We start from the raw sequence: 26,802 nt of genomic DNA on the forward strand, positions 1-26,802 counted from the left end.
GCCTCTCAGAACTCCAGGACGACCTGGAGCGCGTCGGCGGGACGCTCATCCAGGAGGACGTATGCCTCGGCCGCGTCGGCGACCGGGACGACATGGCTCACCAGGGACTTCACGTCGACGTGGCCGTCGGCGACGAGCCGCAGGAAGGTCCGCTGGAGCCGGTCCACGCTCCAGCGCCCGGCGAGCTGCGGCGGGAGCCCCCCGATCTGGGAGGAGACGAGCTGCACGCGGTTGTGGTGGAACTCGTCTCCGAGCCGCAGCCCCACGCCGTCTCCCTGGTAGAAGCCCGAGGCGACGACGCGCCCGCCCACGGTGACCGAGCGGATGGCCTCGTGCAGGGCCGGGTGGGCGCCGCTGATCTCGATGGCGACGTCGGCGCCGAGCCCGCCGGTGGCCTCGCGGATCCGCTCCGCGACGGCGTCGGTGCGCGCGTTCAGGGTGCGTGCGGCGCCGTACTCCGCCGCCTTGGCGAGCCGGGAGTCGAGCGCGTCGACGGCGGTGACGCGGGCGCCGCTCAGCTCCGCCAGCCGGGTGGTGAGCAGGCCGATCACGCCCTGGCCGAAGACGGCGACGTCCTCGCCGAGGTGGATGTCGGCGGCGAGGACGGCGTTGTACGCGATGGCCCCGACCCTGGCGAAGGCGCCCGCGATCGGCGCGAGCCCGGTGGGCAGCGCGTGGCCGATCATCCGCTCGGCGGGGACGAGGCCCTCGCCGCGGTGTCCCCAGATGCCCCACACCAGCTCGCCGGGCCGGGGCAGCTCGGGGGTGCCCGCGAGTTCGGGGGAGACCTCGACGACCTCGCCGACCTCCGAGTATCCCCAGCCCGCTACGGGGTAGGAGATGCCGGGCCCCGCGTCGCGGAAGATCCTGGCCTCGGGGTCCCAGGTACGGGTCAGGTAGGGGTTGGTCCCCCGATAGGCGGTGAGTTCGGTGCCCGCGGAGATGCCGGAGTACAGGGTCCGGACGCGCAGATGGCCAGGTGGCAGGGGGAGTGACTCGCCGGTGGCGATCTCCACCTGACGGGGGCCGGTGAACTGGACGACACGTTCCACAGGAGCTCCGGAAGATCGTTTTTGTATATCGGTTGGACTAATACCGCTAACTTGTGTCGAAGATATCCCAAACTTAGGTCTTGTCAATAAGCAAAAGTGGTGCTCTGATGCAACACGTACGAAACACGGCGGCAGTGAGGAAGATCTATGCGCAGGCGGTCTCGAAGGTCGAGGGCACTGGCGGCCGCTGTGGCCGTCGCGCTGGGAATCGGGCTGTTGTCCGGTTGCGCCGCGGGAGGTGAGAGCGCCCCGGACAACAGGATCACGGTCTGGAGCCTGGAGAACCTCACCCCTCGCATGGAGGTGACCAAGAAGATCGTCGCGGCCTTCGAGAAGGAGAGCGGCGTCCAGGTCGACCTGGTCGGGGTCGACGAGGGCCAGCTGCCACAGCTGATCATGTCCGCGGCCGCCGCGGGCACCCTCCCCGACGTCCTCGGCGGCGTCCCGCTCGCCTCGGTCTGGCAGATGTACACCAACGGCCTGCTCGACACCGCGGCCGCGGGCAGGATCGTCGAGGGGCTCGGCACGGGAACCTTCAACCGCAACGCGCTCACGCTGACCGGCGACGGCGACGGCGGGGCCACCCGCCTCAGCGTTCCCAGCGACGCCTGGATGCAGATCCTCGTCTACCGCAAGGACCTGTTCGCCAAGGCGGGGCTGCCCGCCCCCGACTCCTACGACACCATGCTGCGGGCCGCGAAGACCCTGAACGCCGGTGAGGTCAGCGGCATGTCACTCGCCACCGACCCGAGCGACGTCTTCACCCAGCAGAGCTTCGAGGACCTCGCGCTCGCCAACGGCTGCGGCCTCGTCGGCCCCGGCGGCGACGTCGGCCTCGACAGCCCCCAGTGCCGGCAGGCCTTCGCCACCTACCACCAGCTCGCCGCCGACTACGGGGCCCCGGGCACGCAGAGCGTGGACTCCACCCGCGCCACCTACTTCGCCGGCCGCTCCGCGATGATCGTCTGGTCCACCTTCCTGCTGGACGAGCTGGCCGGCCTGCGCGCCGACGCGCTGCCCAGCTGCGCGCAGTGCGCCCAGGACCCTGACTTCCTGTCGGACAACAGCGGGATCGTCACGGCCCTGAAGGGCCCCGGCGCCGCCGAGCCCGCCCAGTTCGGGGAGATCGCCTCCTGGGCGGTCACCCGGACCGCCGAGACCGCCGCCTCGGAGAAGTTCGTCACGTACATGATGGGCACCGGGTACGAGGGCTGGTTCGGGATGGCCCCCGAGGGCAAGATCCCGGTCCGCGACGGCACGGCCGAGGACCCCGACAGGTACCTCGAGGCCTGGCGCGCCAGCGACGTCGGCGTCGACACGAAGAAGCCGATGAAGTCCGTCTTCTCCGCCGAGTTCCTCGACCGGCTCGCCTCCGGCGTGAGCGACATGCGGCGCTGGGGCCTCACCGAGGGTCAGGGCGCGCTGGTCGGCGCGACGCTCGGCGAGCTCCCCATCCCGAAGGCGGTCGGCGCCATGACCTCCGGCCAGATCTCCCCGGAAGAGGCCGCCCGGGAGGCCGACGAGGAAGTCACGGCCCTGCAGAAGTCCCTCCAGTGAGCGCCCCCCGCGGCCCCCGTCCCCCGAGGAACCCACGATGAGCACCACACAGGGCGCCGAGCGGCGCCGACCCCCCGAGACGAGCCCCGGCCCCGAGGCCCGGCGCGACAGGCCCCTCACCCTGGCCCAGCGCGAGAACAGGACCGGGCTGGCCTTCGTGACGCCCACCGTGCTCGTGGTCCTGGTCGTCGTCGTCCTGCCCATCGCCTGGACCGTGCTGCTCGCCTTCCAGCGGGCGCGGCTGGTCGACATCCAGGGCATGGGCCTGCTGTCCAACTGGACCTGGGAGAACTTCGCCGAGGTCTTCACCTCGCCCGGCTTCTGGACCTCGCTGTGGACCACCCTGGTCTACACCGCGGGCAGCACCGCCGGGTCGATCGCCCTCGGGCTGGTCGCCGCCCTCGCCCTGCGCCGCCCCTTCCGCGGCCGGGCCCTGCTGCGCGGATCGATGCTGCTGCCCTACGTCGCACCCGTGGTGGCCGTCACGTTCGTCTGGGAGATCGCGCTCAGCCCGCAGTTCGGCATCGTCAACGAGCTGGGCACCCACCTGTTCGGCTGGGACAAGCCGATCGCCTTCCTGTCCACCCGCTCCCACGAGATCTCCATCCTCGGCTGGGACGTGGAGCTGCCGCTCGCCCTGCTCACCGTCATCGCCTTCGAGATCTGGCGGTACTTCCCGTTCGCCTTCCTGTTCCTGCTCGCCCGCCTCCAGGCGGTGCCCGCCGGGATAGAGGAGGCCGCCACGGTGGACGGCGCCACGCTCACCCAGCGCTTCCGCCACATCCTGCTGCCCCAGCTGATGCCGGTGATCGCGCTGCTGTCGGTGCTGCGGTTCATCATGACGTTCAACAAGTTCGACGACGTCTACCTGCTCACCGGGGGCGGCTCGGGCACCGACGTCGTCGCGGTGCGGGTCTACGACTTCCTCACCGCCCGCTACGACGTGGGCGCGGCGGCCGCGCAGGCGCTGGTCCTCGCGATCGTCCTCGCCGTGCTGCTCGGCATCTACTTCAAGTTCTTCGCCAAGAGGGTCCAGGAGGAGGCGTCATGAGCCGCGCACAGGTCGAGGAGAGGACCTTCGCCGTCCTGCGGTGGATCGTGATCGCCCTCCTCGCGGTCATCACGCTCTTCCCCTTCTACTACATGCTGCTGCTGTCGGTGAAGCCCATCGACCAGCTGCTGCTCGACCCCGGCCGGCTGTGGGTGACCCTCTCGGAGCTCACGTTCGACACCTACCGCAACGTCCTGCAGTCGGTCGACGAGGGCGGCCAGGGCTTCCTGCGGATGCTCGGCAACTCCGCGCTCGTCGCCCTCGCCACCGTGGCGCTCACCCTGCTGGCCTCGGTGCCCGGCGCCTACGCGGTCAGCCGCCTGCGGTTCCTCGGCGGCCGCCAGGTCAGCGCGGTGTTCCTCGCCGTCTATCTCTTCCCCTCCACCCTGCTGGCGGTCCCGCTGTTCGTGATGTTCGCCAAGATCGGCCTGCAGGGCAGCCTGACCGGGCTCGTCATCGTCTACATCGCGCAGACCGTGCCCGTCTCCATCTACATGCTGAAGAACTACTTCGTCACCATCCCCAAGAGCGTCGAGGAGGCCGCGGCGCTCGACGGCTGCTCGCGGGCGCAGATCCTGCGCAAGATCGTGCTGCCCCTGGCCGCGCCCTCGCTCATGGCGACCGGCCTGTACGTCTTCATGATCGCCTGGAACGAGTTCCTCTTCGCGCTGCTCTTCCTCGCCGCCGCCCCCGACCAGTGGACGGTCTCGCTGGGCCTGCAGCAACTCGCCAACGGCATCGAGGTCCCCAAGACGGTTCTCATGGCGGGGTCGGTGGTCCTCACGATTCCCGTGGTAGTTCTTTTCTACGCCGCTGAGAGACTCCTTACCGAGGGCCTCACCAGCGGTGCGGACAAGAGCTAGAGCCGAGGAGAGACACACCGGATGGCAACGCCCTGGAGCACCGCAGGCCACCTCCTGGAACTGATCCGCACCGGGCAGGCGCGCACCCGGGGTGAGCTCCAGCGCGTCACCGGCCTGTCCCGCTCCACCGTCGGCCAGCGGCTCGACCAGCTCTTCGACGCCGGTTGGCTGCGCGCCGTCCCCGGCGGGCAGTCGACCGGGGGGCGTCCCTCCAACCTGCTGGAGTTCGACACCGGCCACGCCGTGGTCCTCGCCGCGGACCTGGACGTCACCCACGCCCACGCCGCGGTGATGGACCTGGCGGGCGGCGTCCTGGCCGAGCACACCGAGGCCCTGCCGATCGAGGACGGCCCGGAGGTCGTCCTGGACCGGCTCGGCCTGTGGTTCGCCGGCCTGCTGACCGCCGCCGGGACCGCTCCAGAGGCGGTCTGCGGGGTGGGCCTGTCGCTCCCCGGGCCCGTCGACTCCTCGTCGGGACGGGTCGTACGACCGCCGATCATGCCGGGCTGGGACGGCTACCCGGTTCCCGGGCGGATGCAGAGCTCGCTCGCCCTGCACGCCGGGGTGGACGCCGCCGTCCCGGTCCTGGTCGACAACGACGCCAACCTGATGGGGCTGGGCGAGCAGCGCCACGCGTTCGCCGACTGTTCCGCGTTCGTCCTGGTCAAGGTCTCCACCGGCATCGGCGCCGGCGTCGTCGTCGACGGCAAGGTCTTCCGCGGCATCGACGGCGGCGCCGGCGACCTCGGCCACATCCGCCTGCACGACCAGGCGGAGGCCCGCTGCATGTGCGGCTCCTACGGCTGCCTGGCCGCCGTCGCCAGCGGCCGCGCCCTGGCCGGGCAGCTCGCCGCCCTCGGCGTGCCCGCCCAGTCCGGCGCCGACGTCCGCGCCCACCTCGACGCCGGTTCCCCCGACGCCGGGCGTCTGGCCCGCGAGGCCGGACGGCGCTGCGGCGAGGTGCTCGTCACCGTCGTCACCCTGCTCAACCCCGGCGTGCTGATGATCGCCGGAGACCTGGCGGAGACCCACTTCGTCACCGGGGTACGCGAGCTGCTCTACCAGCGCGCCCTGCCCCGGGCCACACGCAACCTGCAGGTCGTCACCTCCCGGCTCGGCGACCGCGCCGCGCTCGCCGGGGCCACCGCGATGGTGGTGGAGCACCTGTACGCCCCCGACCAGGCCGACGCCCGCCTGACGGCGCCGGCCCGTCCGCACCACCGCTCACCTGCCGGAGTCGAATCGTGAACACCACCACACCCGTCGAGGTCGGCCTGATCGGCGCCGGCCCCTGGGCCCGCACCATGCACGCCCGGATGCTGGCCGCGGGCCCGGAGACCCGCCTCTCCGCCGTCTGGGCCCGCCGCGCCCCCGCCGCCCAGGAGATCGCCGAGCCGTACGGGGCGTTCGTCGCCGGCACGCCGGAGGAACTGTTCGACCGGTGCGAGGCCGTCGCGTTCGCCGTGCCCCCCGCCGTCCAGGCGGAGCTCGCCGTGCGCGCGGCCAAGGCGGGCAAGGCGGTGCTGCTGGAGAAGCCGCTGGGGCCCGACCTCGCGTCGGCGCGCGCGGTGGCGGAGGCCGTCGCCGAGGCGGGCGTCGTCTCGCAGATGGTGCTGACCAAGCGCTACCACCCCGCCACCCGCGACTTCCTGAGCCGCGCGGCGCGACTGGAGACGACCGGTGCCCGCTCGTGCTACCTGCACGGCGCCTTCCTCGGCGGGGAGTTCGCCACCGGCTGGCGGCTGGAACAGGGAGCCCTGCTCGACCTCGGCCCGCACCTGCTGGACCTGCTGGACGCCGCCGTCGGTCCCATCACCGCCATCCGGGCGACCGGCGACCCGCGCCGCTGGGTGGAGCTGACCTGCGAGCACGAGAACGGCGCCGTCAGCCAGGCGTCCCTGTCGGGCAGTGTCCTGCTGCCCAAGGCGCGCACCCGGATCGAGCTGCTCGGACCGGCGGGGGAGCTCGTCTTCGACACCTCCGGGATCGACCACGAGGAGTGCTGGCCCGTCCTGCGCGCCGAGTTCGCCGCCGCCGTGCGGTCGGGCCGCCCGGGCGAGCTGGACGCGGCCCGGGGCCTGCGCCTGCAGGAACTGATCGAGGCCGCGACGCTGACCCTGTCGCGCTGACCCTGTCGCGCCGGCTCCACCGCGTCGCCCACCGCTCAGCCGGCCGTCACCACCCCGGCCGCGGCCGCCGCGGTCCTCCGCCGGGCACGGTCACCGGAACGACGGCCGGGGAACGACGGCCGGCGGCGGTCAGGCGGTTTCCTTTCCCCAGCAGGTTCTTTACCGACCACAAGAATGAGAGGATTCTATTTATATAGTTTCATACAGGCGCGGAAGGGAGATCCGGCATGGCTGGGGATGAGGTCACGCGGTTGCGTGCCCTGCGGGCGGAGGTGGCCGGCACCTGTCGCGAAGCCGGGTGGCGCCAGGCTCTCACCCAGGCGATCCTGTGCCGGTGCACGGACGAGGAACCCCCGGGCGCCGCGACCCGGGAGGATCTCGACGAGGCGGCCGAACACGCGGGCTGGCTCCTCGCCCACGACTGCGACCAGTGGTCCTTCGCCCTGGTGGGACGGGTGCACGAGGTCCGGTGGGAGGACTTCGGCGACCCCGCCGATCGCGACGCCGCCATCACCATGCTCTCCGAGGCGGACGACCTGCGCGAGGAGAACGCCTGGTTCAGCGCCGCCGACCACGAGGCCCTCGCCGAGCTGCTGCTGAGCCGCCACGCCGACCGGGGCGTGCCCTACGACCTGGACCTGGCGGTCGACAGGCTCAGGGCGGCCCTGCGCGAGTGCGACGACGGGGAGTCGGCCCTCTACCTGCGCTACCGGCTGGGCACGGTGCTGGCCACGCGCGTCACCCACCCAGGTACGCGGCACGCGGATCTCGGCGAGGCCGTCGCCCTGCTCGAGAACGTGCTCCCTCACCTGCCGGAGGGCGACCCGGCCACCTACCAGGCGACGTTCGCCCTGGGCGGGCTCCTGCGGAGCAGGGGACTCGCCAGCGGCAGCGCCGCCGACCTGGAGCGGGCGGCGGGACACCTCGGCCTGTTCCTGCAGGCCACTCCCGGCGACGACCCGCTCAGGCCGAAGGCGGCGCGTGACCTGGCCAGCACGCTCACCCACCTCGGCGGGGCCTCGGACGCCTCCTAGAGGACACTGGGACGACACTGGGACGACACTGGGACGGCACGTCCGGGACGGCCTCGGAACGGGGGCCGGTCGCGGGATGGGCGGCCCGCCGTGGCGAGGAGGTCAGCCGTCCTCCCAGAGGCGGTCCTCCGGGGTGCTCGACGGCGGCTCGCCCACCCGCGCGGCCACGGACCGCGCCGCGGCCAGCAGCGGGTGCCCCTCGCTCAGGGGCGGTCGGCCGTGGGCCAGCGGGCGACGGTCGAGCAGCGGCGCGAGAAGGGGCGCCACCTCCTCCACCTCGCCCGAGCCCATCCTGCGCAGCGCGAGGTCCAGTCGCCCGGCCAGGACCAGCGGGTGCGAGGCGTCCAGCGTGTCCTCGCCCATCGCGACGAGCGCCGCGCTCGCGGTCTCCGACTCGTCCTCGTGCCCGAGGGCGTACGCGGCACGGGCGGTCAGCAGCAGCCGCTCCGCCTGGCCGGGGAAGTCGTCGTCCATGCCGCGCTCGTCCTTCGCGAGGGACGCGAGCACCCGCGCCGCGCCGGCCGCGTCGCCGAGGGCCAGCTGCGCGGTGGCCTGGGCGCGCCGCACCGGCCGCTCGGGAGGGAGCGCCCGCAGGGCGGCGAGCGCCTGGGCGGGCTCGCCCGAGGCGGTGAGCGCCATGGCGCGGACCAGCGCCGCCTCGCCGCCCAGCCGGGGCGACACCTGCCGCGCGAACCACTCCGTGGTGACGGTGACCCCGGTGAGCAGCCGCACCGCCTGGGCGGGGAATCCCGAGGCCAGCTCGATCTCCGCCAGGCGCACCGCGTCGTACTGGAGCCAGTAGCCCTCGGGCGGCAGGTGCTGCGTCCGCAGCCGGAGCGCCTCGGTCAGGTGGTGGCGCGCCTGCGCGGGCTGGCCCGCCGCGAGCAGCGCCTCGGCGAGGGTCACCCTGGCCGAGGCGGTGTTGACGTTGTCAGGCCCGAGGCGCTGCTCGCGGTCGGCCAGCGTCGCCTCCGCCACGGTCACGCCGGTGACGGTCCGGCCCGCGCGGGAGGCGGCTCTGGCCATCGCCTGCCGGGTGAGCGTGAACCGCCGCCACGCCGGGGCGACCCCGGTGGCGGGGACGCCCTCGGCCCGCTGCTCGTTCACCTTCCGCAGCTCGCGCAGGCCCTCGGCGGGACGGCCGGCCTCCACCAGCACCTCGGCGAGGTTGTGCCGCGCCCGGGTGCTGAGCGGCGTCACGTCCGCGGAGCCGGAGAGCTCGGCCGCCGCCTGCAGCGACCGCTCGAAGCAGGACCTCGCGCCCGCCAGGTCGCCCAGGCGCAGCAGGGCCAGACCCTGCCTGCTGGTCACGTCGCACAGGGCCCGCGGGTCGTGAGGGTCGGCCGTCAGCAGGTCCGCCAGCTCCCCGCCGACCTCCGCCGCCCGGGCCAGCAGCGGGCTGCTGTCGAGCAGGACCTGCAGGACCACCTCCAGGGCGCGAACCCTGGCATGGCCGCCGGAGCCCGCCCGCTCGGTGAACTCGGCGGTACGTTCGGCGGCGTGCAGCCGCTCGGCCCACTCCCCGGCCAGCGGGAAGAGGTCACGAGCGAGCCAGTGCGCGCACAACGCGGCCGCCTGGCGGTCCGCCGGGCCCTCGGGATCGTCGGCCATCGACCGGAAGGCCAGCTCCGACAGGCGCTCGGCGCTCGCCGCGGCCCACCCCGCCGGCGGGACGCCGACCGTCAGCGCGGCGAGCTCGAGCCTGGGCGCCAGATACCGCGCGTACGCGGTGACACGGCCCTCCCACCCCGCGGCGGCCGTGGCGCCGTAGACCTCCGTCACCTCCCACACCGGCTGGACCTGCCCGGCCGAGGGGCGCTTCTCCGAGGTGGAGATGTCGCCGATGCCCAGGCGTACCTGGGCGAGCATGAAACGCTCCACCTGGTGGAAGCGCGCCACCCTGCGCAGTGCCGCCGTGACCAGGCGCTGCGCGCCGAGCAGGGAGCGCGGTGGCTCCGGCGCGCCGTCGCCGGAGGTGAACTCGTCGAAGGCGTGCTTGACGGCCAGGGCCACCAGCACGCGCCGGCTCCTGACCTCGTTGTACAGCCAGACGGCGCTGCGGCCCCTGCCGCCCTCGGCGCCCCGCGGCAGCCGCACCCGCTCCGCGACGTCCTCGGCTCTCACCTGGTGGTAGTCGCCGCCGCGGAAGGCGTCGGCCGACGCCGCCGCGATGGCCGCGAGCCTGCGCTCCTGTGCCGACACCCTTCCACCCCCTCGGATCACCGCACATGAATATATCTCACTATGGTTCGGCTAACCTCTAATTGGTGAGTTGACTATCGTGATGAACGGTCCCATGTCCCCTACGGAATCGGCCGTAACGCACTGTGACGTCGGCCGGACCGCCGCCGGTGAGGCTGGACGCGAGAAGGCCGGGCGTCCGATGGGACGCCCGGCCTGCCACCGGCCTGCTCCCGCGAGGCCGGTCGCTCAGAACTCGCAGTTCTCCTCGGTCTCGCCGGTGCAGGTGTCGGTGTCGGCGCCGCCGTCGGTCGTGTCGTTGCCGCCACGGCCGTTCAGGAAGTCGTTGCCGCTGCCGCCGACGAGGATGTCGCGGCCGCTGCCGCCCCAGAGGGTGTCGTTGCCGGCCGAGCCGAAGATCTCGGTGAACCGGTTGACGGTGTCGTTGTTGACGATGTCGTCGCCCTGGCGCATGTTGACCATGATCGTGCCGGCGTTCTTGCAGCTGACCCCGCCGGAGATCGGCTGGCAGTCGGTGTCGCTGGAGGTGACGCCCGTCCCGGTCACCTTGATGGCGTTGGTGCCCTCGGCCAGGGTGATCAGGTCGGATCCGGTCGTGCCGGTGACCGACAGGCCGCCGAGGCTCACGGTCACGGTGATCGGCGCGGCCGCCTGGGCGGGAGCGGACAGGGACGCCATGCCGGCTAAACCGGCGATGGTGAGGGCGAGGGCGGCGATGTGACGACGCATTTTCATTCGGTCCTTCGATTCGGTGATCCCGGCCCCCGTCGGGCCGATGCCCCAAGGAAAGCGCCTCGTCCTCCTCCGGTCTGTGCTGAAATGCGCGCCCGGTACCGGCCCAAATACCTACGGGACGAAGACGGCACGATGCCTGTCTTCGCGACCTGGGGGTGGCTCCGGTCGCGGCGGCGTCGGGTGTCGGTGCATGCCGCGAGGAAGCCTCACAGGTGCCGCGTCATGCCGCACGAGCTGAACCTCCGGCCTTCGGGCCAGGGAACGCGTCAACGCCGCTCGCTGTTTCCGGGCCGGACGGGCGGGGTTCGGGTCCGGCGCCCGCGCATGGACTTCACGAGTGTCCTGGCGACCGCGATGGTCGCCCTGCCCGCCGCTCCGACCACGGGTTCTCGTTCCTCGGCCGCCGTGGGGCCGGGGTCGGGGTGGACGGGTCCCGCCCGCCCGGCGCGGACGGCCTCCATCTGCGCGGCGAACGCCAGCCCCAGGAAGAGGGCGATCGAGCTGAGGAACGACCACAGCAACAGGGCCATGACGGCCGTGAGCGGTCCGTACGTGGCGCCGAAGGTGCCGCTGCTCTCGGTGTAGAAGGCCAGCAGGAGGGTGAAGACCGTCCACAGGGTGAGCGAGACCAGGGCGCCGAACGCCAGCCAGGTGTGACCGGGCTGTCTCCTGCGCGGGGCGGCGCGGAACAGCACCGAGGTCGACAGCAGCGCGAGGAGGAAACCGAGCGGCCAGCGCACCAGGTTGAACGCCTCCGTGGCCCCGGCGTTCCAGTCGTAGACCTGCGCCAGGGCCTTGCTGATGGCACCGCCGCCGACCATCACCACGAAACCGGCGGTCATGAAGGCTCCGGCCGTCAGGGCCATCACCAGGGCCCTGCCGTACTTGCGATGGAACGGCCGGTCCCGCTCGACGCCGTAGATGCGGTTCGCCCCCCGCTCCACCTGGGCCATGGCGCTGGTCAGCGAGAACAGGGCGGTGACGAGGCCGAACCAGAGCGCGAGGGCGCCCCCGGTACGGCCCGCCTGCCGGTGGCTGTCGGCGAGCACGTCCTTGACCGCGTCCACCCCCGCCCCCGGCGCGAGCCTGCTCAGGACCAGCTCCAGCACCTCGCCGAGATGCTCCTGGTTGATCACCGAGCTCAGCCCGACCAGCGCGATGGCGCCGGGGATGATCGACAGGCAGATCTGGAAGGCCAGAGCCCTGGCGTTGGTCATGCCCTCGCCGTACCGGAACCTGGCGACGGAGTCGCGGACCAGGTGCCAGCGGCCGTATTTGCGCAGGGTCGTCCACGCGTGGTCGGCGGAGAGCTCTTCGCCGTTCATGGTCCGCGTCTGCGGGACCTTCGTCGCTGTTCCCATATCGCCGGACCCGCTACCCCGTGAACGACGCCACGAACAAAACGCCTCCGACTGTGGCCGACGACACTGGATAAGAGGCCGATTCTGGGTAGTGCAGGCTCATGGCTGAATTCCTCACAGATATCAAGGAGCTTCGGGCGCGGGCGCGCCAGGAGATCGACAAGGGTCCCATCACGTCGGCCTACGGCGCGGATCTGCCCCGGGTGATCCAGGTGTGCAACGAGGCCCTGGCGACCGAGCTGGTCTGCGTGCTCCGCTACAAGCGGCACTACTACACCGCCTCGGGCCTCCACGCCGGGCTGGTGGCCGCGGAGTTCCTGGAGCACGCCGCCGAGGAGCAGGAGCACGCCGACCGTCTCGCCCAGCGCATCGTCCAGCTCGGCGGCGAGCCGGACTTCAACCCCGAGACGCTGGCCGCGCGCTCGCACGCCGAGTACGACGACAGCCTCGACCTGATCGAGATGGTCAAGGAGGACCTGGTCGCCGAGCGGATCGCGATCGCCTCCTACACCGAGATCGTCAACTGGCTGGGCAACGGCGACGTGACCACCAGGCGCGTCTTCGAGGACCTGCTGGCCCAGGAGGAGGAGCACGCCGACGATCTCAAGGGCCTGCTGGAGAGACTTCCCGGCGCCCTGGCCGGCGGGGACTCCCAGGGGCAGGGCTGAGCGGCGGGCGCGGGCCGCGCCGCGCGGCCCGGCCGGTCAGCCGGTCGTGCAGGAGACCTCGGGAACCGGGGAGCCCGTCCCGGAGGACATGAAGCCGAAGACGGTGCTCGCACCGGGAGCCAGGGACCCGTTCCAGGCGGCGTTCCGCGCCGAGACGGCGGTTCCCGACTGGGTCACCGTCGCGTTCCACCACTGGCTGATCTGCCGCCCGGTGAACGTCCAGTTCACCCTCCAGCCGGTGATGGCCGCCGGGCCGTCGTTCTTGACGATCACGTCGGCCTGGAAGCCGCCCGGCCATTGGTTGTTCATACGGTAGGTCGCCGTGCAGCCGACGCCGGGCGTGGGGGTGGGAGTCGGGGTCGGCGTGGGAGTCGGGGTCGAGGTCGGATCGGGTTCGGCACCGAGCAGCGCGGCCAGTGCGGGGAACCACCGGTCGGCGATCTTCTGGTCGCCCGACGCGTTGGGGTGCACCCCGTCATAGGTGTCGTAGGCGGTGCTGAAGCCCGTCCACTGGTCGACCACGACCACCGGTGACCGCGCGGTGGTCTTGCCCGCCGCCCAGCCGGGGATCGCCGCGTTGAGCGCGGAGACCCGCTGCGCGCACTCACCGCACGTGCTCGGGTTCATGGGGATGATCTGGGCGACGAGGACCTTCGTGTCGGGGTTGCTCGCCCGCATCTGGTCCACCAGCTTGCCGTACGCGGACAGGATGGTGGCGGTCGGGCGGTTGCTCCAGGCGTCGTTGGTGCCGAAGTGCATCAGCACGATGTCGGGCCTGGCCGCCGTGAGCCAGCCGGGGAGCTGGTTCTGGTCGGCGACGTTGGTGACCAGCGCCCCGCCGTGCCCCTCGTTGTCCCCGTCGTGCGCGACGCCGCAGCCCTGCGGCGGCAGGGTGCCGACGAAGTCGATCCCGGTGTGGCCGGCGTTCACGAGGCGGTTCCAGAGCAGGGCCCGCCAGCACCCGGGGGAGCCGGTGATGGAGTCGCCGAGCGCCATGACCCTGGTGGCCGCCGCCCGGGCGGGGGCCGCGGTGCCCACCAGGAGGAGCCCCAGGGTCGCGACCGCGGTCACCGCGGCCGCCAGAACCGTCGGAATCGTGCCGCCTCCGCGTGCTGTCCTTCGCATCTTGCGCTCCCGCCTCGGTGGGGGCCGATGCTAGGCGCCCCGGGTGGAGGCCGGAAGCCAACCGCCCACCCGGGAGGGTCTGACCTGCGCGACCGCCGCCGGCGGGGTGTAACTTTCAACCCGCCCCCGATCTCGCGGCTGCCGCCGTCCTCTTCCCGCGCCCACCTCGGCGCCGGGAGAGATCGTCGGTCATCCGCCGGGTGTCACCGGGCGGCGCCGACGCGGCGGGGCAGCGGGCCGAGGTGGTGCGGGAAGCGGTGGCGCAGCGCGCCGGCCGCGGCGGCGGCCAGCGCGACGAGGGCGGCGCCGACGAGCAGCGCCGAATGGTAGCCGTGACGCAGAAGCGGGGTCACGATCACGGGGCCGAGGATCTGCCCGACGCTGTAGCCGGTGGTGAGGATCGCGACCGCGCGCGGGACCCGCAGATGGGCGCCGGCGGCCAGGGTGAGGGTGGCGACGCCGAGGAACGTGGCGCCGAAGAGGGTCGCCGCCACCAGCGCGGCCACGATCCCGCCGGTCAGGGCCGGCAGCGCGATGCCGACGGCCTGCACCGCGAGCGCGACGAGGAGCAGTGCCGGCCGGGACCAGATGCGGCTGAGCCATGCCCACAGGGCCGTCGAGGGCAGTGCGGCGATCCCGGCCAGGATCCAGGCGCCGCCGCCGACCCAGCCGGGCGCGGTCTGGTCGATCGCGGCGACGAGGAACGTGCCGGCGATGATGTACCCGGTCCCTTCGAAGGTGTAGGAGGCGAGCAACGCGACGAACCAGCGCGGTCCGGGCGCGTCCCGGGGGCAGGGCGGGGCCGGCGACCTGCGAGGCGAGGCGGGCCCGGCCTCGAGCCGCCAGGCCAGGGCGGCGAACACGCCGGTCAGCGCGGCCGTGGTCCACCAGGCCTGCTGCCAGGTGCCGGTGGTCCGCAGGATCGCCACCAGGATCCCCGACAGGGCGATCCCCGCCCCGATGCCGCCGAAGGCCCATCCGGCGAGGTGGTGCGCGTGGCCGCGCAGTCCGGTGAGCACGGCGTCGGCGGCGATGACGAAGATCAGCGCGCTGGCGATCCCGGCGACGATCCGGAGCAGCGCCCAGACGGTGCCGAGGTGGGTGATCGGCATGAGGGCCAGCGTGAGGACCAGGATCGTCAGCGACAGCCGCAGCGCCCGGCGGGAGACGAAGAGCGAGGGGGCGGCGATCGCGGCGATCGCCCCGAGAAGGTATCCGATGTAGTTCGCGGTGGCCAGTTCCGCGCCCAGCCGCGCCGGCAGCCCGGCCTGGGCGTGCATCAGGGGCAGGATCGGGGTGTAGGCGAAACGGCCGACGCCCATGCCCGCGGCGAGGGCCGCCGCGCCCTGCCCGACGATCCGCCAGGGCCGGTCCGCCCGTACCGTCTCGCCGGCGTCCGCGCCGTGCTCGCGCGGGAGGCTCGGCGTGCGCCTTCCGACCGGCCGGCGAGGATTCCCGGTGATCACGGCGACCTCCGGTGCGTTCATGCGCCTCGCCCTTCTTCCGGGGGGCGGGAATCCTCTCCGGGGGTGCGGGAAGGCGGATGAGGGCTCGTGAGAACGGTCATGGCCGGCCGACGGCGTTCCGGGCGAGGGGGAGGCGAAGCACGAAGCGCGCTCCGGCGTCGGCGTCCTCGACGTCCAGGGTGCCGCTGTGGGCGTGGGCGATGTCGCGAGCGATGGCCAGGCCGAGGCCGGTACCGCCGCGTTGCCGGCAGCGGGCGCTGTCGAGCCGGGAGAAGCACTCGAAGACGCGTTCGCGGTCCGAGACGGGGATGCCGGGCCCGTCGTCGGCGACGACGAGCTCGGCCGTGGTCTCGTGCCGGAGTACCTGGAGCTGTATCGAGTGCCGGGCGCATCGGCGGGCGTTGTCGAGCAGGTTGGCCACCAGCCTGTCCAGGAGCGCGGGCACCGCGTCGACGACGACCGGGGCCGCGGCCCGCAACCGGATGTCCGGGCCCTTGGTCGTCTCGGCCACGTGGGCGCGGGCCACGGCGGAAAGGTCGACCGGCTGCTGCCGTCCGTATGTCGCCTCCGCGACCCGCGTGAGCAGCAGGAGGTCATCGGTGATCGCCTCGAGCCGCTCGACGCCGCGAAGCGCCGCGTCGAGGAGCCGGGGCAGATCGGTCTGGCCGGGGTGCAACCGGGCCTCCTCGAGCTCGGCCCTGAGCCCGGCGAGGGGAGTGCGGAGCTCGTGGGCGGCGGCGGCGGCGAACCGGCGGTGAATCCGATCCCTTTCGGTGGTCAGGGCCGCCTGGGTTGCGTTCATGTTCACTCTTTCGGCAGGTTTCGGCCGTTGGCATCACCGGCTCGGTCGAACAGGGCGGGACCCGGACACCTCGGAGGGTTCGCGGAAGCCGGATCGCCGCACGCCGAGCCTCGGCGCGTCGAGCGGCGGCTCAGCCGGCGGCAGTGTGGCGTACCGGCCTCCGGCAGCGCGGCCGATACGCCGGTCAGACGTGCTGACATCGCGACTTTCCCCGTATTTCGTGCACCCATCGTGTGCCACCCGGCGCCATCCCGCCACGACCGATTAGCTCCCTGCTGTTAGGTAAAACCTCTCACAGGGTTATGATGCGTGGATGGAGCTGCGCCAGCTGCGCTACTTTGTCGCGGTGGCCGAGGAGTTGCACTTCGGCCGCGCCGCGGCCAGGTTGCGCATCGCCGGCCCGTCGCTCTCCCAGCAGATCAAGGGGCTGGAGCGGGATCTGGGCGTGCGCCTGTTCGACCGGGACCGCCGCTCGGTCGCGATGACCCCCTCCGGGCAGGCCCTGCTCGCCCAGGCCCGGGCGGTGCTCGAACAGGCCGACGAGCTGCGCCGTTCCGCGACCGGTCTGTCCGCCACCGAGCCGGTCCAGCTCGGCTACGTCAGCTGGCTGCCACCCGACCTGGCCGCCCGCGCGTCAGGCGTCGCGCAACTGCACGTCGACGCGTGGGTCATGCCGTCGCACATCCAGGCCGGCCGGGTCGCCGACGGCAGCATCGACCTGGCCGTCTGCTGGGTGCAGACCGACGGCCTGGACGTCCGCGGCCTCGAGGCCCGGCCGATCGGCGCGGACCGGCTCTTCGCGGTCTCCGCCGGCACCGAGACGTCCGCCGTCAAGGCCGAGGACACCGTGGTGCTGGTGGACAGCGACACCGCCACCTGGGGCTCGTGGAACCGCTACGCCGAGGCGTTCGGCCGCGACACCGGCGCCCGCGTCGTGCACGTCGACGACGGGGGCATCGCCGGCCGGGCCTTCTTCGATCACGTACGCCGGCTTCGCCGCCCCGTCATCAACTCGGTGAAGGGCCTGAGCGCATCGGTGCCGCCGGACCTCCACCGGCGCACGGTGGTCGACCCGGCACCGTACTGGACGTGGGCCCTCGTCTCCCGGCGCGACGAGACCCGCGAGGCCGTGCGGGCCACCGTCGAAACACTGACCCGCGACGTCGGCGGCCCCGGCCTGGACGACGACGCGGTGTGGCTGCCGGCCGGTGACCCGTTCCGCGCCGCGGGGCCGGCGGGTCCGGGGCCCCGGCCGTCCCCGGCGGAGAAAGAGGCACCCGCCGCAACCCGACACCGGTGATCTTCACGACGGTCCGCGGCCCGGGCGTGCGCTCACGGCGTCCCCGCGCTCGCGGCCCGGTCGCGAGGGCACGTCACGCAGGCCGCTCCACGACGTAGCAGGACCTGTCGTGGAAGCCGGTGACGCGGGCGCCGTCCCGCAGGAGGCCGCCCAGCACCTCGCGCACGGCCGGCCGCCACGCCCCGGCGGCCCGTGGATCGGCGCGGCGCAGCGCCTCGACGTCCCGGGGCACGGCGACCAGCACCGTTCCCGCGCTCGCCGCCTCGGACGGTCCCCGCACCGGGCCGCCGTCGTCCCCCTCGATCAGCGCGCTCACCGCGTCCGGCGGGATCACCGGGCGGTGCGGTTCCCCCCGGACGGCGGCCAGGACGCGCGGCTCGGTCAGCCGCCAGACGGCCAGCACCCGGTCGGACTCGTCCCCGGCGTTGATCGCGTCGCCCATCGCGCCGTAGAAGGACGGCAGGTACTCCTCCGGGCGGGCCCCCAGCTTGGCCAGGTTGAAATGCGCGTTGCGCCGCACCAGCGGATCGTAGGTCCAGGTGATCCGCTCCAGGCCGCGCTCCAGCGCCCACGCCCGCTGGTGCAGCTTCAGCGCGAACCCGATCCCGCGCCCGGCCAGGACGCCGGTGACATGCGAGTGCAGCACCTGCCCGGCCGGAGCGCCCAGGAACCCGACCGACGCGCCCACCAGCCTGCCGCCCTCGTACGCTCCGGCCACGTAGTTGCCCGCGTGCGACAGCGCCCGCATCAGCTCCACCGTGACGGGCGCGCCGCCGGGGGCAGGTCGCCAGATGCCGTCGAACAGGCGGAAGACGTCCTCGAACTCCTCGATGGAGCGCAACTCGCGCGACACGACGCCGTTCACCCGGGCGTCCCCCGGTTCGCCGGTGACGTCCCGCCGCTCACGCGAGCACCGCCCTGATCAGGCCCGCCAGCAGCGCCGCGCGGCCGGGCATCTCGGCCACGACGACGTGCTCGTCGTCGGCGTGGGCGCCGCCGCCCACCGCGCCGAGCCCGTCGAGGGTGGGACAGCCCACCCCGGCGGTGAAGTTGCCGTCGGAGGCCCCGCCCACGCCGACACCGGTGAGGGGGGCGAGCCCCAGATCGGCGGCGACCTTCTGGGCGAGGGCGAACAGCCCGGCCGACGAGGCGTGCTCCATGGGAGGGCGGTTCGGGCCTCCGGTGATCTCCAGCCGGGTCCCGGCGATCCGGGGGGAGAGCGCCCGCATCAGCTCGTCCACCCGCCTCTGCGCGGCGAGGGTGGGCACGCGGGCGTCCACCGACAGGCGGGCCAGCGCGGGCACGGTGTTGGCCGTGGTCCCGGCCGACAACACGGTCGGCGTGACGGTGGCCGGCCCGAGGGACCCCCGCGTTTCCCGGTCGCCGTCCCCCCGGTGGCCGTCCCCCGTCGGGCCGTCCGCCCGGTCGCCGGTCCGGTGATCGTGGCTCTCGCCGCCCGTCCGGTCGCCGTCGGCCCGGTCGCCGTCGGCCCGGCCGTCGTTCACCCGCTCGGCGATGCCGGTGACGGCGAGGATCTGGTGGGCCAGCTCGACCCCGGCGTTCGCGCCCCTGCCGGGGTCGAGCCCCGCGTGCGCGCCACGGCCGTGCACCACGACCTCGTACATCGACGTGCCCTTGCGCGTGATCTTGAGTGCGCCGCCCTCGGCGCTCGCCTCCAGGACGAACGCGGCCGCGCAGTCGCGCGCCGACTCCTCGACCAGCGCGCGGGAGGTCGGGGACCCGACCTCCTCGTCCCCGGTGACCAGCACGCACACCCCGTCCGGTGACGGCAGCGCGGCCAGCGCGTGGAACATCTGGACCAGCCCGGCCTTCATGTCGAACACCCCGGGGCCCCGGGCGATCCCGTCGGTGACCGACCAGGGGCGGGCCGGGAGCGAGCCGACCGGCCAGACGGTGTCGTGGTGGCCGAGCAGCAGCACCCTGGGAGTGCCGAAGGTCCACCGCAGGTGGGTGACCCCGCCGATCACGATCGTCTCGGCCCTGACGCCGAGCCCGCGGTGCCCCTGGTCGGCGACCACCCGCGCGCTGCGGGCCACCGCCCGGTGGTCGGCGGAGAACGACTCGCACACGACGAGCTCTCGCAGGTCCTCAAGCATGACATCCAGGTTCACCGTGGTCGCCTCTCCATCGATCCGTTGTCACCGCGACCGTATGACAGGCCGGGACGCCGGGATCCGTCTGGTTTCCCGAAGATCGGCCAGGTTCTTCGTGCATCCGGCCAAGGGCGCCTCCCGCCCCGTGCCTCCCATCCCGTCCCGCGCCCGCCCGGCCCGGATCGCCCGTCCCGCAGGAGGGCGGCGGCGATCGGCGAGGGGCGGCGCCGGGGCGACCGGTCGGTGAAGGAAAGTTACAGGGAGTATCACAGAAGTGGAGATAATTGACGCGAACGGTGGGTCGAACGTATTGTCCGGACAACGCCGACGCCTCGGTATTGGTGCCCTGACCTCGAAGAACACCCAACGGAGCGGTTCATGAAGCGACTAGCAGCGGCAGCGGTCTCCCTCTGCCTCGCCGCCGGTGCCGCGGCGTGTGGCAGCGGCGGCGACAGCTCCGCCGGTGGCGTCTTCACCACGATCGACGCGCTCAAGCCGGGCATCGACGCGAACGCGCCGATCAACCCGTACAACCCCAAGGGCAACGCCTTCCGGGGCTACAACGCGGAGTGGCTCGGGTGGACCAAGAACCACCTGACCGATCCGAACCAGTTCTACCCAGGGGTCGCGCAGAGCTGGCAGATCGCCCCCGACCAGTCCTCGATCACCCTCAAGCTCCACCCGGGCGGGAAGTGGTCCGACGGCGAGCCGATCACCGCGGAGGACGTGAAGTTCTCCATCGGCCTGGCGTACACCCAGGGCGGCACCGCCTATGCCCTCGACCCCTCCGCGGCCGGTACGGCCTCCGACATCACGATCGTCGACGACAGGACGATCAAGATCACCCAGGCGGCGAGGAACCCCAGTTCCTCCTTCGTCCGCAGCGTCATGGAGACCGTCATCGTCCCCGAGCACGTCTGGCGCGGCGTGCTGCCCGCCGACTTCTGGCAGAAGCTGAAGCTCGCGCAGAGCACCGCCCCCGGGGCCGAGGCGGCGCGGGCCGGGATCACCAGCCTCGCGGACAAGGTCATCTCCTTCGCCCCGGCCAGGGACGTCTCCGCGGGGCCGTTCGTCCTGAAGCGCGTCAACCCGGGCGAGGCGCTGCTGGTCAAGAACAAGAACTTCTACAACGCGGCCAACGTCGCCGCCGACCAGGTGCGCATCCTCAACTACACCGGCAACGAGCAGGTCTGGAACTACCTGGTCGCCGGCAGGCTGGACAGCGCGCCGTTCACCGCGGTCCCCGCCGGCGTGATGCGGCGGATCACCGAGACCTCGGGCAACGCCGTCGTCAGGGGATACTCGCCCGTCAGCGAGGGGCTGGCGTTCAACCAGTCCAGGAAGCCCTACGACAACGTGCACGTCCGCCGGGCGCTGGCCTACCTGATCGACCGCAGGCAGGTCACCAAGGTCGCCTCCCCCGAGGGCGGCACCGCCTCGGTCACCACCTCCGGCCTGCACCAGGAGGCCGCGAAGGCGTGGCTGGGCGACGGCCTCGCAGCCCTGGAGCCGTACCGGCACGACCCCGCCAGGGCCGCGAGCGAGCTGCGGGCCGCGGGCATGAGGAAGATCGACGGAAAGTGGGCGATGCCCGACGGCAGCCCCTGGAAGATGACCATCAACGTGCCCGCGTCCTTCTCCGACTGGCTGGCCGGCGCCAAGGCCGTCACCAGCCAGCTCAACGACGCCGGGATCGACGCGCAGGTCGTCACCACCGCCGACTACCCGCTCTACCTCGAGGAGATGGCGGCCGGGAAGTACGACCTCGGCTTCTGGCTGGTGGCCCTCGGCCCCGCGCCGTACAACATCTTCCAGCGCCTGTACGGGGCCCAGAACGGCTGGCAGCTCTTCGGCGGCAGGCTCAAGCACGTCGCCCCCGGCACGGAGGGCAACTGGATGGGCGGCGCCGAGCTCATCGACGTCAGGGGCGTGGGCAGGGTCAACCCCGGCGAGCTGGCGGTGAAGCTGAACTCCGTCCCCGAGGCCGAGCAGCGGCGGATCGTCTCGACCCTCGCCAGGACCGCCAACCAGGACCTCCCGGTGATCCAGCTGTGGGACTACGTCAACACCCAGGTCGTCAACACCACCCGCTTCACCGGATTCCCGGGCGATGACAGCGACGCGCTGCGCCTCACCTCCGGGGTCTGGCTCCAACTCGGCATGGTCAAGAGGAAAGGCCACATATGACGGTCATCGCACGCCGCCTCGCGGGCCACCTCGCCCGCGGGCTCGCCATGATCCTGGTGGTCACCACGATCAGCTTCGTGATCATCAGGAACATCCCCGGCGATCCCATGCGGGCCCGCTACGAGAAGCTGGTCGAGCAGGGCATGTCACCCGACCAGGCCGAGCGCGCCGTCGCGGTGCTGTACGGGTTCATGCCGAAGGGCACGATGTGGGAGCAGTACCTCGACTACATGCGGGGCCTGCTCCACCTCGACCTCGGCCAGTCGCTGAGCGTCCCCGGCGCCGAGGTGACCACCCTGCTCGGCTCGGCGGCCACCTGGACGATCCTGCCGGTCCTCGTCGGCACCCTGCTCAGCTTCGCGGTCGGCGTCATCCTGGGCGTCTACGCGGCGATCAAGCGGTCGAGCAGGCTGGGGGACATCCTGGCCGTCTCCGGCTCGCTCCTGCACGGCCTGCCGCAGTACGTCCTCGCGCTGCTGCTGAGCGCGGCCTTCACGACCCTGTTGCCGATCTTCCCCTCCAGCGGCACCGCGGACGTCACGCTCGAACCCGGGCTCAACGCCGCCTACATCGGCTCGCTGGTCCAGTACGCCACGCTGCCGGTCCTGACCTACGCGCTGGCCGGGTACGGGGGCTGGATCCTGGCGATGAAGTCGAGCGTGGTCACCGTGCTGGGCGACGACTTCATCCTCGCCGCCGAGCTGCGCGGCATGAAGCGCGGGATCATCTTCCGCTACGTGGCGCGCAACGCGATCCTGCCGCTGTTCACCATCCTGGCGCTCTCGCTGGGCCTGCTGTTCGGCGGCGCGATCTTCATCGAGCGGATCTTCACCTACCCGGGGCTGGGTCTGCTGCTGCTCAACAGCATCACCGACCGCGACTACGCGCTGATGGGCGGGGCCTTCCTGCTGATCACCGTGGCGATCGTCATCGCCAACATCGTGGCCGACATGCTCTACACCGCCATCGACCCACGGGTCCGTTCCGGACAGGAGACGTCATGACCGGGCGAATCAGGGGAACCGCAGGAGACGGCCCGCAGGTCACACCGGTGGCGGAGGTGGTCGCATGACGGCGCCCGTCATCACCGCTCCCGGCGCTCCCGGTACTCCGGGCGTCCCCGGCGTCTCCGGCACCCGCGCGGCGCAGCGGCGCAACTTCTGGCGCGGCGTCTGGCGGGTCCTGCGGCGCAAGCCCAGCCGGATCGTGGGCGTGGCCATCCTGGGCGTGTTCGCGTTCATGGGGATCTTCGGGCCGCTGCTCTACCCCGCGCGGCTGCCGCGCGACGACAACGCGCTCTACGCCGCGCCGAGCCTGGCGCACCCCTTCGGCACCGACTTCGAGGGCACCGACGTGCTCGCCCTGGTGGTCACCGGCTCCCGGTACGTCCTGATGACCGCCCTGGTCACCGCCGTCATCACGGTCGCCCTCGGCACCACCGTCGGGCTGTTCGCGGGCTTCCGGCGCGGGCGCTGGGACAGCGTGCTCATGCGGATCACCGACATGAAGCTGACCATCCCCGCCCTCCCGCTGCTGCTGGTCCTGTCGACCGTCTGGAAGTTCACCAGCGCGATCGAGATGGGCCTGGTGCTCGGCCTCCTCGGCTGGGGCGGCGTGGCGCGCGCCGTACGGTCGCAGACCCTCTCGCTGCGCGAGCGCGGCTTCATCGAGGCGGCCAGGGGGCTCGGCCTGTCCGGCCGGCACATCGTCGGCAGGGAACTGCTGCCCAGCATGGCGCCCTTCATCGCGATGAACATGCTCATCGCGGTGACCGGCGCGGTGTACGCGCAGGTGGGCCTGTTCTTCCTGGGCGTCCTGCCGTTCGACGCCAACAACTGGGGCGTCATGCTCAACCTCGCCGTGTTCGGCGGGGGCGCGCTGACGACGACCACCGCGCTGCCGTACATGCTGGCGCCGCTGCTGGCGATCCTGCTGCTCACCCTGGGCATCGTCCTCGTCGTCGACGCCATGGACGAGATCTTCAACCCCCGGCTGCGGGAGGACTGAACAGATGTTCACACGTTCGGAGAAGGTGTCCGTGACACCGGGCGAGCGGCGGTCCGCCGCCGTGCGGCCCCGGCGCGCCTGGGGCGCCTGGGGCGCCCGGCGCGCGGAGGGCGTCGGGGCCATCGAGAGCACCGAAGGCACCGAAGGCACCGCGAGCCCCCGCGAGGCCGGGAGGAGCGGCCCGCCGGGAGTGCGCGTCAACGGCCTGTCCGTCGTCTACCGGACCTCGGCGGGAGAACTGCCCGCGGTGTCGGGGATCGATCTCGAGCTGGTGCCCGGGACGATCACCGGGGTGGTCGGCGAGTCGGGCTCCGGCAAGTCCACCCTGGCGCTGTCGCTGCTCAACGCGGTCCAGCCCCCCGGCAGGATCCGCTCGGGCAGCGTGGAGATCGACGGGCTCGGCGACGTCGTCGGGTTGCGGGGCGACGAACTGCGCCGGGCGCGGGGACGGCACATCGGGTACGTCTTCCAGGCCGCCCAGAACTCCCTCAACCCGCTCAAGACGGTCGGCAAGCAGCTCCTCGACCTGGGCCGCTCGCACGACATCCAGGACCTGCGGGGGCTGGTCAGGGACGCGAAGGACCTGCTCGGCAGGATGGGCATGGACGGCGCGCGCGTGCTCGACTCCCACCAGCACGAGCTGTCCGGCGGGATGCGCCAGCGGGTCGGCATCATGCTCGCGCTGGTGCTCAACGCCCACCTCGTCATCCTGGACGAGCCCACGACCGCCCTCGACATGATCACTCAGGCCACGATCCTGCGGATCGTCAGGGAGGTCCACGAGGAGCGCGGGCTCACCACGCTCGTCATCACCCACGACCTCGGCGTGGTGGCCGAGGTCGCCGACCGGCTGGCCGTCATGTACGGCGGGCGCGTGGTGGAGCAGGGGCCGACCACCGAGGTGCTCGGCGGCCCCCGCCACCCCTACACCCAGGGCCTGATCCGGGCCATCCCGCGCCTGATCGGCGACATCGGGGAGGCCAGGGCGCTGCCCGGCCGCCCGCCGACGCTTGGGACCGTTCCGTCGCGGGGATGCGTCTTCAGGGAGCGTTGCGAGCTGCGCATGGACGTCTGCGAGACCGAGGAGCCGCCCGCCGTCTCGCGCGGTGAGTGGATCGTGGCCTGCCACGCCGTCGCCGCCCGGACACACGGACCGAGGGAGAAAACGTGATCACTGGTCGGGGAATCACGAAGACCTTCAAACAGCGGGGCGGCATCCTCGCCGGACGGGAGGTGAAGGCGCTGCGCGGCGTCGACTTCGCCATTCCGAAGGGCGGGGCGGCGTCGTTCATCGGGGAGTCGGGCTGCGGCAAGACGACGCTCGGGCGGATCATCGCCGGGCTGGAGGGACACGACTCCGGAGAGATCACCATCGACGGCACGCCCATGTCGTCGCTGCGTCCCAAGCAGCGTGAGCCCTACTTCCGCCGCATCCAGCTCATCCACCAGGACCCGTACTCGGCGCTCAACCCGACCCGTACGGTGCACCAGACGCTGGACGCGCCGCTGTCGCTGCGGGCCGCGCAGACCGGCCGCTCGCGGGCGTGGGCCGACGCGCGTGCCCAGGAGTTGCTGGAACTGGTCGGCCTCGACCCCGGCTACGTGCTGTCGCGCTACCCCCACCAGCTCTCCGGCGGCATGCGCCAGCGGGTCGTCATCGCCCGGGCCCTCACCGTCGACCCCGAGATGCTCGTCGCCGACGAGGCCGTCTCCATGATCGACGTATCGTTGCGGCTGGGCATCCTCGCCCTGCTCAAGGACCTTCGCGAGCGCCTCGGGGTGAGCGTGCTGTTCATCACCCACGACGTGGCGACCGCGCGCTACATCGGTGACGACGGCGAGCTGTACGTCATCTACCGGGGCGAGGTCGTCGAGCGCGGCCACGTCGAGACGATCATCTCCGGCCCCGTGCACCCGTACACCCAGTCACTGCTGTCGGCCATCCCCGTGCTGCACGGCCTGGAGCGGCCCGGCGAGGAGCCGGTGACGCCGACCGGGGCGCTCGACGAGAGCCGCCTCGACGCGGGCTGCCTGTTCGCCCGGCGCTGCCCGTTCCGTACCGGCCGCTGCGAGTCGGAACACCCGCCGCTCGGCCACGGCGGCGGCACGCCCCAGGAGCACGCCTGTTTCCACCCCGCTCCCCGCAACGTCGTCGCCATGCCGGTCGGCCACCCGTGAGCCCGCTGGGAAACGGTCCCGGGGCGGGGCGCGCGGGCGCGGCGTCCGGGATCCGCGAGGCCGCCGCCGCAGACTCGGTGGCGCTCGCGGGAATCGCCGGGGCCGCGCTCACCCATGACGCGGGGGAGGCCGCGAGCCTGGTCGCCAGGCTCGCCACGCCGCCCGCGCAACGGTCCTGGACGGCACTGGTGACAGGCGGCCTCGACGGTGTGGCGTTCGCCTCCATGTCGGCGCGCGACCCGCACGCGGGCCACGTCGACCTGCTCGCGGTACGTCCCGAGGCCCGGGGGAGGGGCCTCGGCCGGGCACTGGTCACCGCGGCCGAGGACTGGCTGCGCGACCGGGGGGCGACCGAGGTCCGCCTGGCCGGCAACCCGCCCTGCTACGCCTGGCCCGGCGTCGACGTGCGCTACACCGAGGCCGCCTGCCTGGCCGAGAGCCTCGGCTACGAGCGCTACCGGGTCGCCTGGAACATGACCGCCGACCTCACCGGTGACCTCTCCGTCGAGGCCGACCTCGCGCGGCTGGCGGACCTGGGGGTCACCGTGCGCGCCGCCGCCCCCGGGGAGCGCGCCGCCGTGTCCGCCTTCGTCGAGGAGCAGTGGAACGACAGGTGGGCCTGGGAGGCGGAGCAGGCCACCGGCTGCCACTACGCCGTCAGGGAGGGCGAGATCCTCGGTTTCGCCGCCTGGGGTTCGAGGCCCTCCTGGTTCGGCCCGATGGGCACCGCGCCGGCCGCGCGGGGCCTGGGAGTCGGCCGGGTGCTCGTACGCCGCTGCCTCGCCGAGCAGCGGGCCGCGGGCATGTCGAGCACCCAGATCGGCTGGGTGGGGCCGCTGCGCTTCTACGCCAGGGCGGTCGGCGCGTACGCCGAGCGTGTCTTCTGGCTCTACCGCCGTGGCCTGCCGTGACGGCCCGTGCCCGCCGGGGCGGGCCGATGGGCGGGCTCCCAGCGGGTATGTGCCTGTAAC

At 72.7% G+C, this 26,802-nt stretch carries 22 protein-coding genes and 1 pseudogene; 14 read left to right on the top strand and 9 right to left on the bottom strand.

The annotated features are described in order from the left end of the window. Positions 1–5 precede the first annotated feature (5 nt). Positions 6–1,052 (bottom strand): zinc-binding alcohol dehydrogenase, encoded by a 1,047-nt coding sequence (locus tag AB0G15_RS13945; protein WP_362838743.1) that lies wholly within the window; start codon positions 1,050–1,052, stop codon positions 6–8. 147 nt (positions 1,053–1,199) lie between these two features. On the opposite strand from AB0G15_RS13945, the gene AB0G15_RS13950 reads away from it, so the two are divergent. From AB0G15_RS13950 to AB0G15_RS13975, 6 genes are all read left to right on the top strand, one after another. Beyond that, positions 1,200–2,609: an extracellular solute-binding protein gene (locus AB0G15_RS13950; protein ID WP_362838746.1), complete on the top strand. Its 1,410-nt coding sequence runs from the start codon at positions 1,200–1,202 to the stop codon at positions 2,607–2,609. Positions 2,610–2,646: 37 nt separating this feature from the next. Then, positions 2,647–3,660: a sugar ABC transporter permease gene (locus AB0G15_RS13955; RefSeq protein WP_362838749.1), complete on the top strand. Its 1,014-nt coding sequence runs from the start codon at positions 2,647–2,649 to the stop codon at positions 3,658–3,660. Next, complete coding sequence (locus AB0G15_RS13960; RefSeq protein ID WP_362838752.1) at positions 3,657–4,523, top strand: carbohydrate ABC transporter permease; 867 nt, start codon at positions 3,657–3,659, stop codon at positions 4,521–4,523. The genes AB0G15_RS13955 and AB0G15_RS13960 overlap by 4 nt, the downstream gene beginning before the upstream one ends. 21 nt (positions 4,524–4,544) lie before the next feature. Continuing rightward, positions 4,545–5,771, top strand: coding sequence for an ROK family transcriptional regulator (locus tag AB0G15_RS13965; RefSeq protein ID WP_362838754.1), 1,227 nt, complete (start codon positions 4,545–4,547; stop codon positions 5,769–5,771). Next, the gene (locus tag AB0G15_RS13970) at positions 5,768–6,652 is read left to right on the top strand and encodes a Gfo/Idh/MocA family oxidoreductase (RefSeq protein ID WP_362838757.1); all 885 of its coding nucleotides are present in this window, start codon (positions 5,768–5,770) and stop codon (positions 6,650–6,652) included. The genes AB0G15_RS13965 and AB0G15_RS13970 overlap by 4 nt, the downstream gene beginning before the upstream one ends. A 227-nt stretch (positions 6,653–6,879) precedes the next feature. Beyond that, positions 6,880–7,686: a hypothetical protein gene (locus tag AB0G15_RS13975; RefSeq protein WP_362838759.1), complete on the top strand. Its 807-nt coding sequence runs from the start codon at positions 6,880–6,882 to the stop codon at positions 7,684–7,686. A gap of 102 nt (positions 7,687–7,788) precedes the next feature. Here the strand turns inward: AB0G15_RS13975 and AB0G15_RS13980 are convergent, their stop codons facing one another. The 3 genes from AB0G15_RS13980 to AB0G15_RS13990 all read right to left on the bottom strand — a co-directional run bounded on the left by AB0G15_RS13980 (position 7,789) and on the right by AB0G15_RS13990 (position 11,948). Beyond that, the gene (locus AB0G15_RS13980) at positions 7,789–9,888 is read right to left on the bottom strand and encodes a tetratricopeptide repeat protein (RefSeq protein WP_362838762.1); all 2,100 of its coding nucleotides are present in this window, start codon (positions 9,886–9,888) and stop codon (positions 7,789–7,791) included. Positions 9,889–10,116: 228 nt separating this feature from the next. Further along, entirely contained in the window at positions 10,117–10,617 is a 501-nt protein-coding gene (locus AB0G15_RS13985; RefSeq protein WP_362838764.1) for a hypothetical protein, read from the bottom strand. A 272-nt stretch (positions 10,618–10,889) separates the two neighbouring features. After that, positions 10,890–11,948, bottom strand: coding sequence for a YihY/virulence factor BrkB family protein (locus tag AB0G15_RS13990; RefSeq protein ID WP_362838766.1), 1,059 nt, complete (start codon positions 11,946–11,948; stop codon positions 10,890–10,892). Between the two features lie 137 nt (positions 11,949–12,085). Here AB0G15_RS13990 and AB0G15_RS13995 point away from each other — a divergent pair, with 137 nt between their 5' ends. After that, positions 12,086–12,652, top strand: a complete 567-nt coding sequence (locus AB0G15_RS13995) for a ferritin-like domain-containing protein (protein WP_362838769.1) — start codon at positions 12,086–12,088, stop codon at positions 12,650–12,652. Positions 12,653–12,688: 36 nt separating this feature from the next. Here AB0G15_RS13995 and AB0G15_RS14000 read toward each other — a convergent pair whose 3' ends face one another. From AB0G15_RS14000 to AB0G15_RS14010, 3 genes are all read right to left on the bottom strand, one after another. Beyond that, the gene (locus AB0G15_RS14000) at positions 12,689–13,777 is read right to left on the bottom strand and encodes a cellulose binding domain-containing protein (RefSeq protein ID WP_362838772.1); all 1,089 of its coding nucleotides are present in this window, start codon (positions 13,775–13,777) and stop codon (positions 12,689–12,691) included. A gap of 203 nt (positions 13,778–13,980) precedes the next feature. Then, positions 13,981–15,264, bottom strand: a complete 1,284-nt coding sequence (locus AB0G15_RS14005; RefSeq protein WP_362838774.1) for a YbfB/YjiJ family MFS transporter — start codon at positions 15,262–15,264, stop codon at positions 13,981–13,983. A gap of 76 nt (positions 15,265–15,340) precedes the next feature. Then, positions 15,341–16,045: an ATP-binding protein gene (locus AB0G15_RS14010; RefSeq protein WP_362838777.1), complete on the bottom strand. Its 705-nt coding sequence runs from the start codon at positions 16,043–16,045 to the stop codon at positions 15,341–15,343. Between the two features lie 313 nt (positions 16,046–16,358). Between AB0G15_RS14010 and AB0G15_RS14015 the strand changes: the two are divergent. After that, positions 16,359–16,592, top strand: a pseudogene (locus AB0G15_RS14015) (LysR family transcriptional regulator); the annotation flags it as partial. Positions 16,593–17,418: 826 nt separating this feature from the next. Here the strand turns inward: AB0G15_RS14015 and AB0G15_RS14020 are convergent. Both AB0G15_RS14020 and AB0G15_RS14025 read right to left on the bottom strand, forming a co-directional pair. After that, complete coding sequence (locus AB0G15_RS14020) at positions 17,419–18,210, bottom strand: GNAT family N-acetyltransferase (protein WP_362838779.1); 792 nt, start codon at positions 18,208–18,210, stop codon at positions 17,419–17,421. A gap of 37 nt (positions 18,211–18,247) precedes the next feature. Further along, entirely contained in the window at positions 18,248–19,477 is a 1,230-nt protein-coding gene (locus AB0G15_RS14025; RefSeq protein WP_362838781.1) for a M20/M25/M40 family metallo-hydrolase, read from the bottom strand. 360 nt (positions 19,478–19,837) lie between these two features. On the opposite strand from AB0G15_RS14025, the gene AB0G15_RS14030 reads away from it, so the two are divergent. From AB0G15_RS14030 to AB0G15_RS14055, 6 genes are all read left to right on the top strand, one after another. Then, complete coding sequence (locus tag AB0G15_RS14030; RefSeq protein ID WP_362838783.1) at positions 19,838–21,646, top strand: ABC transporter substrate-binding protein; 1,809 nt, start codon at positions 19,838–19,840, stop codon at positions 21,644–21,646. Beyond that, positions 21,643–22,650, top strand: a complete 1,008-nt coding sequence (locus tag AB0G15_RS14035) for an ABC transporter permease (protein WP_362838785.1) — start codon at positions 21,643–21,645, stop codon at positions 22,648–22,650. The genes AB0G15_RS14030 and AB0G15_RS14035 overlap by 4 nt, the downstream gene beginning before the upstream one ends. A gap of 64 nt (positions 22,651–22,714) precedes the next feature. Next, positions 22,715–23,653, top strand: coding sequence for an ABC transporter permease (locus AB0G15_RS14040; RefSeq protein WP_362838788.1), 939 nt, complete (start codon positions 22,715–22,717; stop codon positions 23,651–23,653). Between the two features lie 4 nt (positions 23,654–23,657). Next, positions 23,658–24,824 carry an ABC transporter ATP-binding protein gene (locus AB0G15_RS14045; RefSeq protein WP_362838791.1) on the top strand — a complete coding sequence of 389 codons (1,167 nt, stop codon included), beginning with the start codon at positions 23,658–23,660 and terminating at the stop codon, positions 24,822–24,824. Beyond that, positions 24,821–25,831, top strand: coding sequence for an ABC transporter ATP-binding protein (locus AB0G15_RS14050; RefSeq protein ID WP_362838794.1), 1,011 nt, complete (start codon positions 24,821–24,823; stop codon positions 25,829–25,831). Before AB0G15_RS14045 ends, AB0G15_RS14050 begins: the two co-directional genes overlap by 4 nt. Further along, entirely contained in the window at positions 25,828–26,742 is a 915-nt protein-coding gene (locus tag AB0G15_RS14055) for a GNAT family N-acetyltransferase (protein WP_362838797.1), read from the top strand. The genes AB0G15_RS14050 and AB0G15_RS14055 overlap by 4 nt, the downstream gene beginning before the upstream one ends. Positions 26,743–26,802 lie beyond the last annotated feature (60 nt).

The sequence above is a fragment of the Streptosporangium sp. NPDC023825 genome (genome assembly GCF_040639575.1).
Taxonomy (GTDB): domain Bacteria; phylum Actinomycetota; class Actinomycetes; order Streptosporangiales; family Streptosporangiaceae; genus Streptosporangium.

Excerpts from the sequence above, each read along its gene's own strand:
- AB0G15_RS13955 (WP_362838749.1), top strand. The coding sequence starts at position 2,647 with ATGAGCACCACACAGGGCGCCGAGCGGCGCCGACCCCCCGAGACGAGC.
- AB0G15_RS14005 (WP_362838774.1), bottom strand. The coding sequence starts at position 15,264 with ATGAACGCACCGGAGGTCGCCGTGATCACCGGGAATCCTCGCCGGCCG.
- AB0G15_RS14030 (WP_362838783.1), top strand. The coding sequence starts at position 19,838 with ATGAAGCGACTAGCAGCGGCAGCGGTCTCCCTCTGCCTCGCCGCCGGT.
- AB0G15_RS13975 (WP_362838759.1), top strand. The coding sequence starts at position 6,880 with ATGGCTGGGGATGAGGTCACGCGGTTGCGTGCCCTGCGGGCGGAGGTG.
- AB0G15_RS14040 (WP_362838788.1), top strand. The coding sequence starts at position 22,715 with ATGACGGCGCCCGTCATCACCGCTCCCGGCGCTCCCGGTACTCCGGGC.
- AB0G15_RS14010 (WP_362838777.1), bottom strand. The coding sequence starts at position 16,045 with ATGAACGCAACCCAGGCGGCCCTGACCACCGAAAGGGATCGGATTCAC.
- AB0G15_RS14035 (WP_362838785.1), top strand. The coding sequence starts at position 21,643 with ATGACGGTCATCGCACGCCGCCTCGCGGGCCACCTCGCCCGCGGGCTC.
- AB0G15_RS13950 (WP_362838746.1), top strand. The coding sequence starts at position 1,200 with ATGCGCAGGCGGTCTCGAAGGTCGAGGGCACTGGCGGCCGCTGTGGCC.
- AB0G15_RS13990 (WP_362838766.1), bottom strand. The coding sequence starts at position 11,948 with ATGAACGGCGAAGAGCTCTCCGCCGACCACGCGTGGACGACCCTGCGC.
- AB0G15_RS13965 (WP_362838754.1), top strand. The coding sequence starts at position 4,545 with ATGGCAACGCCCTGGAGCACCGCAGGCCACCTCCTGGAACTGATCCGC.
- AB0G15_RS14045 (WP_362838791.1), top strand. The coding sequence starts at position 23,658 with ATGTTCACACGTTCGGAGAAGGTGTCCGTGACACCGGGCGAGCGGCGG.
- AB0G15_RS14000 (WP_362838772.1), bottom strand. The coding sequence starts at position 13,777 with ATGCGAAGGACAGCACGCGGAGGCGGCACGATTCCGACGGTTCTGGCG.
- AB0G15_RS13960 (WP_362838752.1), top strand. The coding sequence starts at position 3,657 with ATGAGCCGCGCACAGGTCGAGGAGAGGACCTTCGCCGTCCTGCGGTGG.
- AB0G15_RS13995 (WP_362838769.1), top strand. The coding sequence starts at position 12,086 with ATGGCTGAATTCCTCACAGATATCAAGGAGCTTCGGGCGCGGGCGCGC.
- AB0G15_RS13985 (WP_362838764.1), bottom strand. The coding sequence starts at position 10,617 with ATGCGTCGTCACATCGCCGCCCTCGCCCTCACCATCGCCGGTTTAGCC.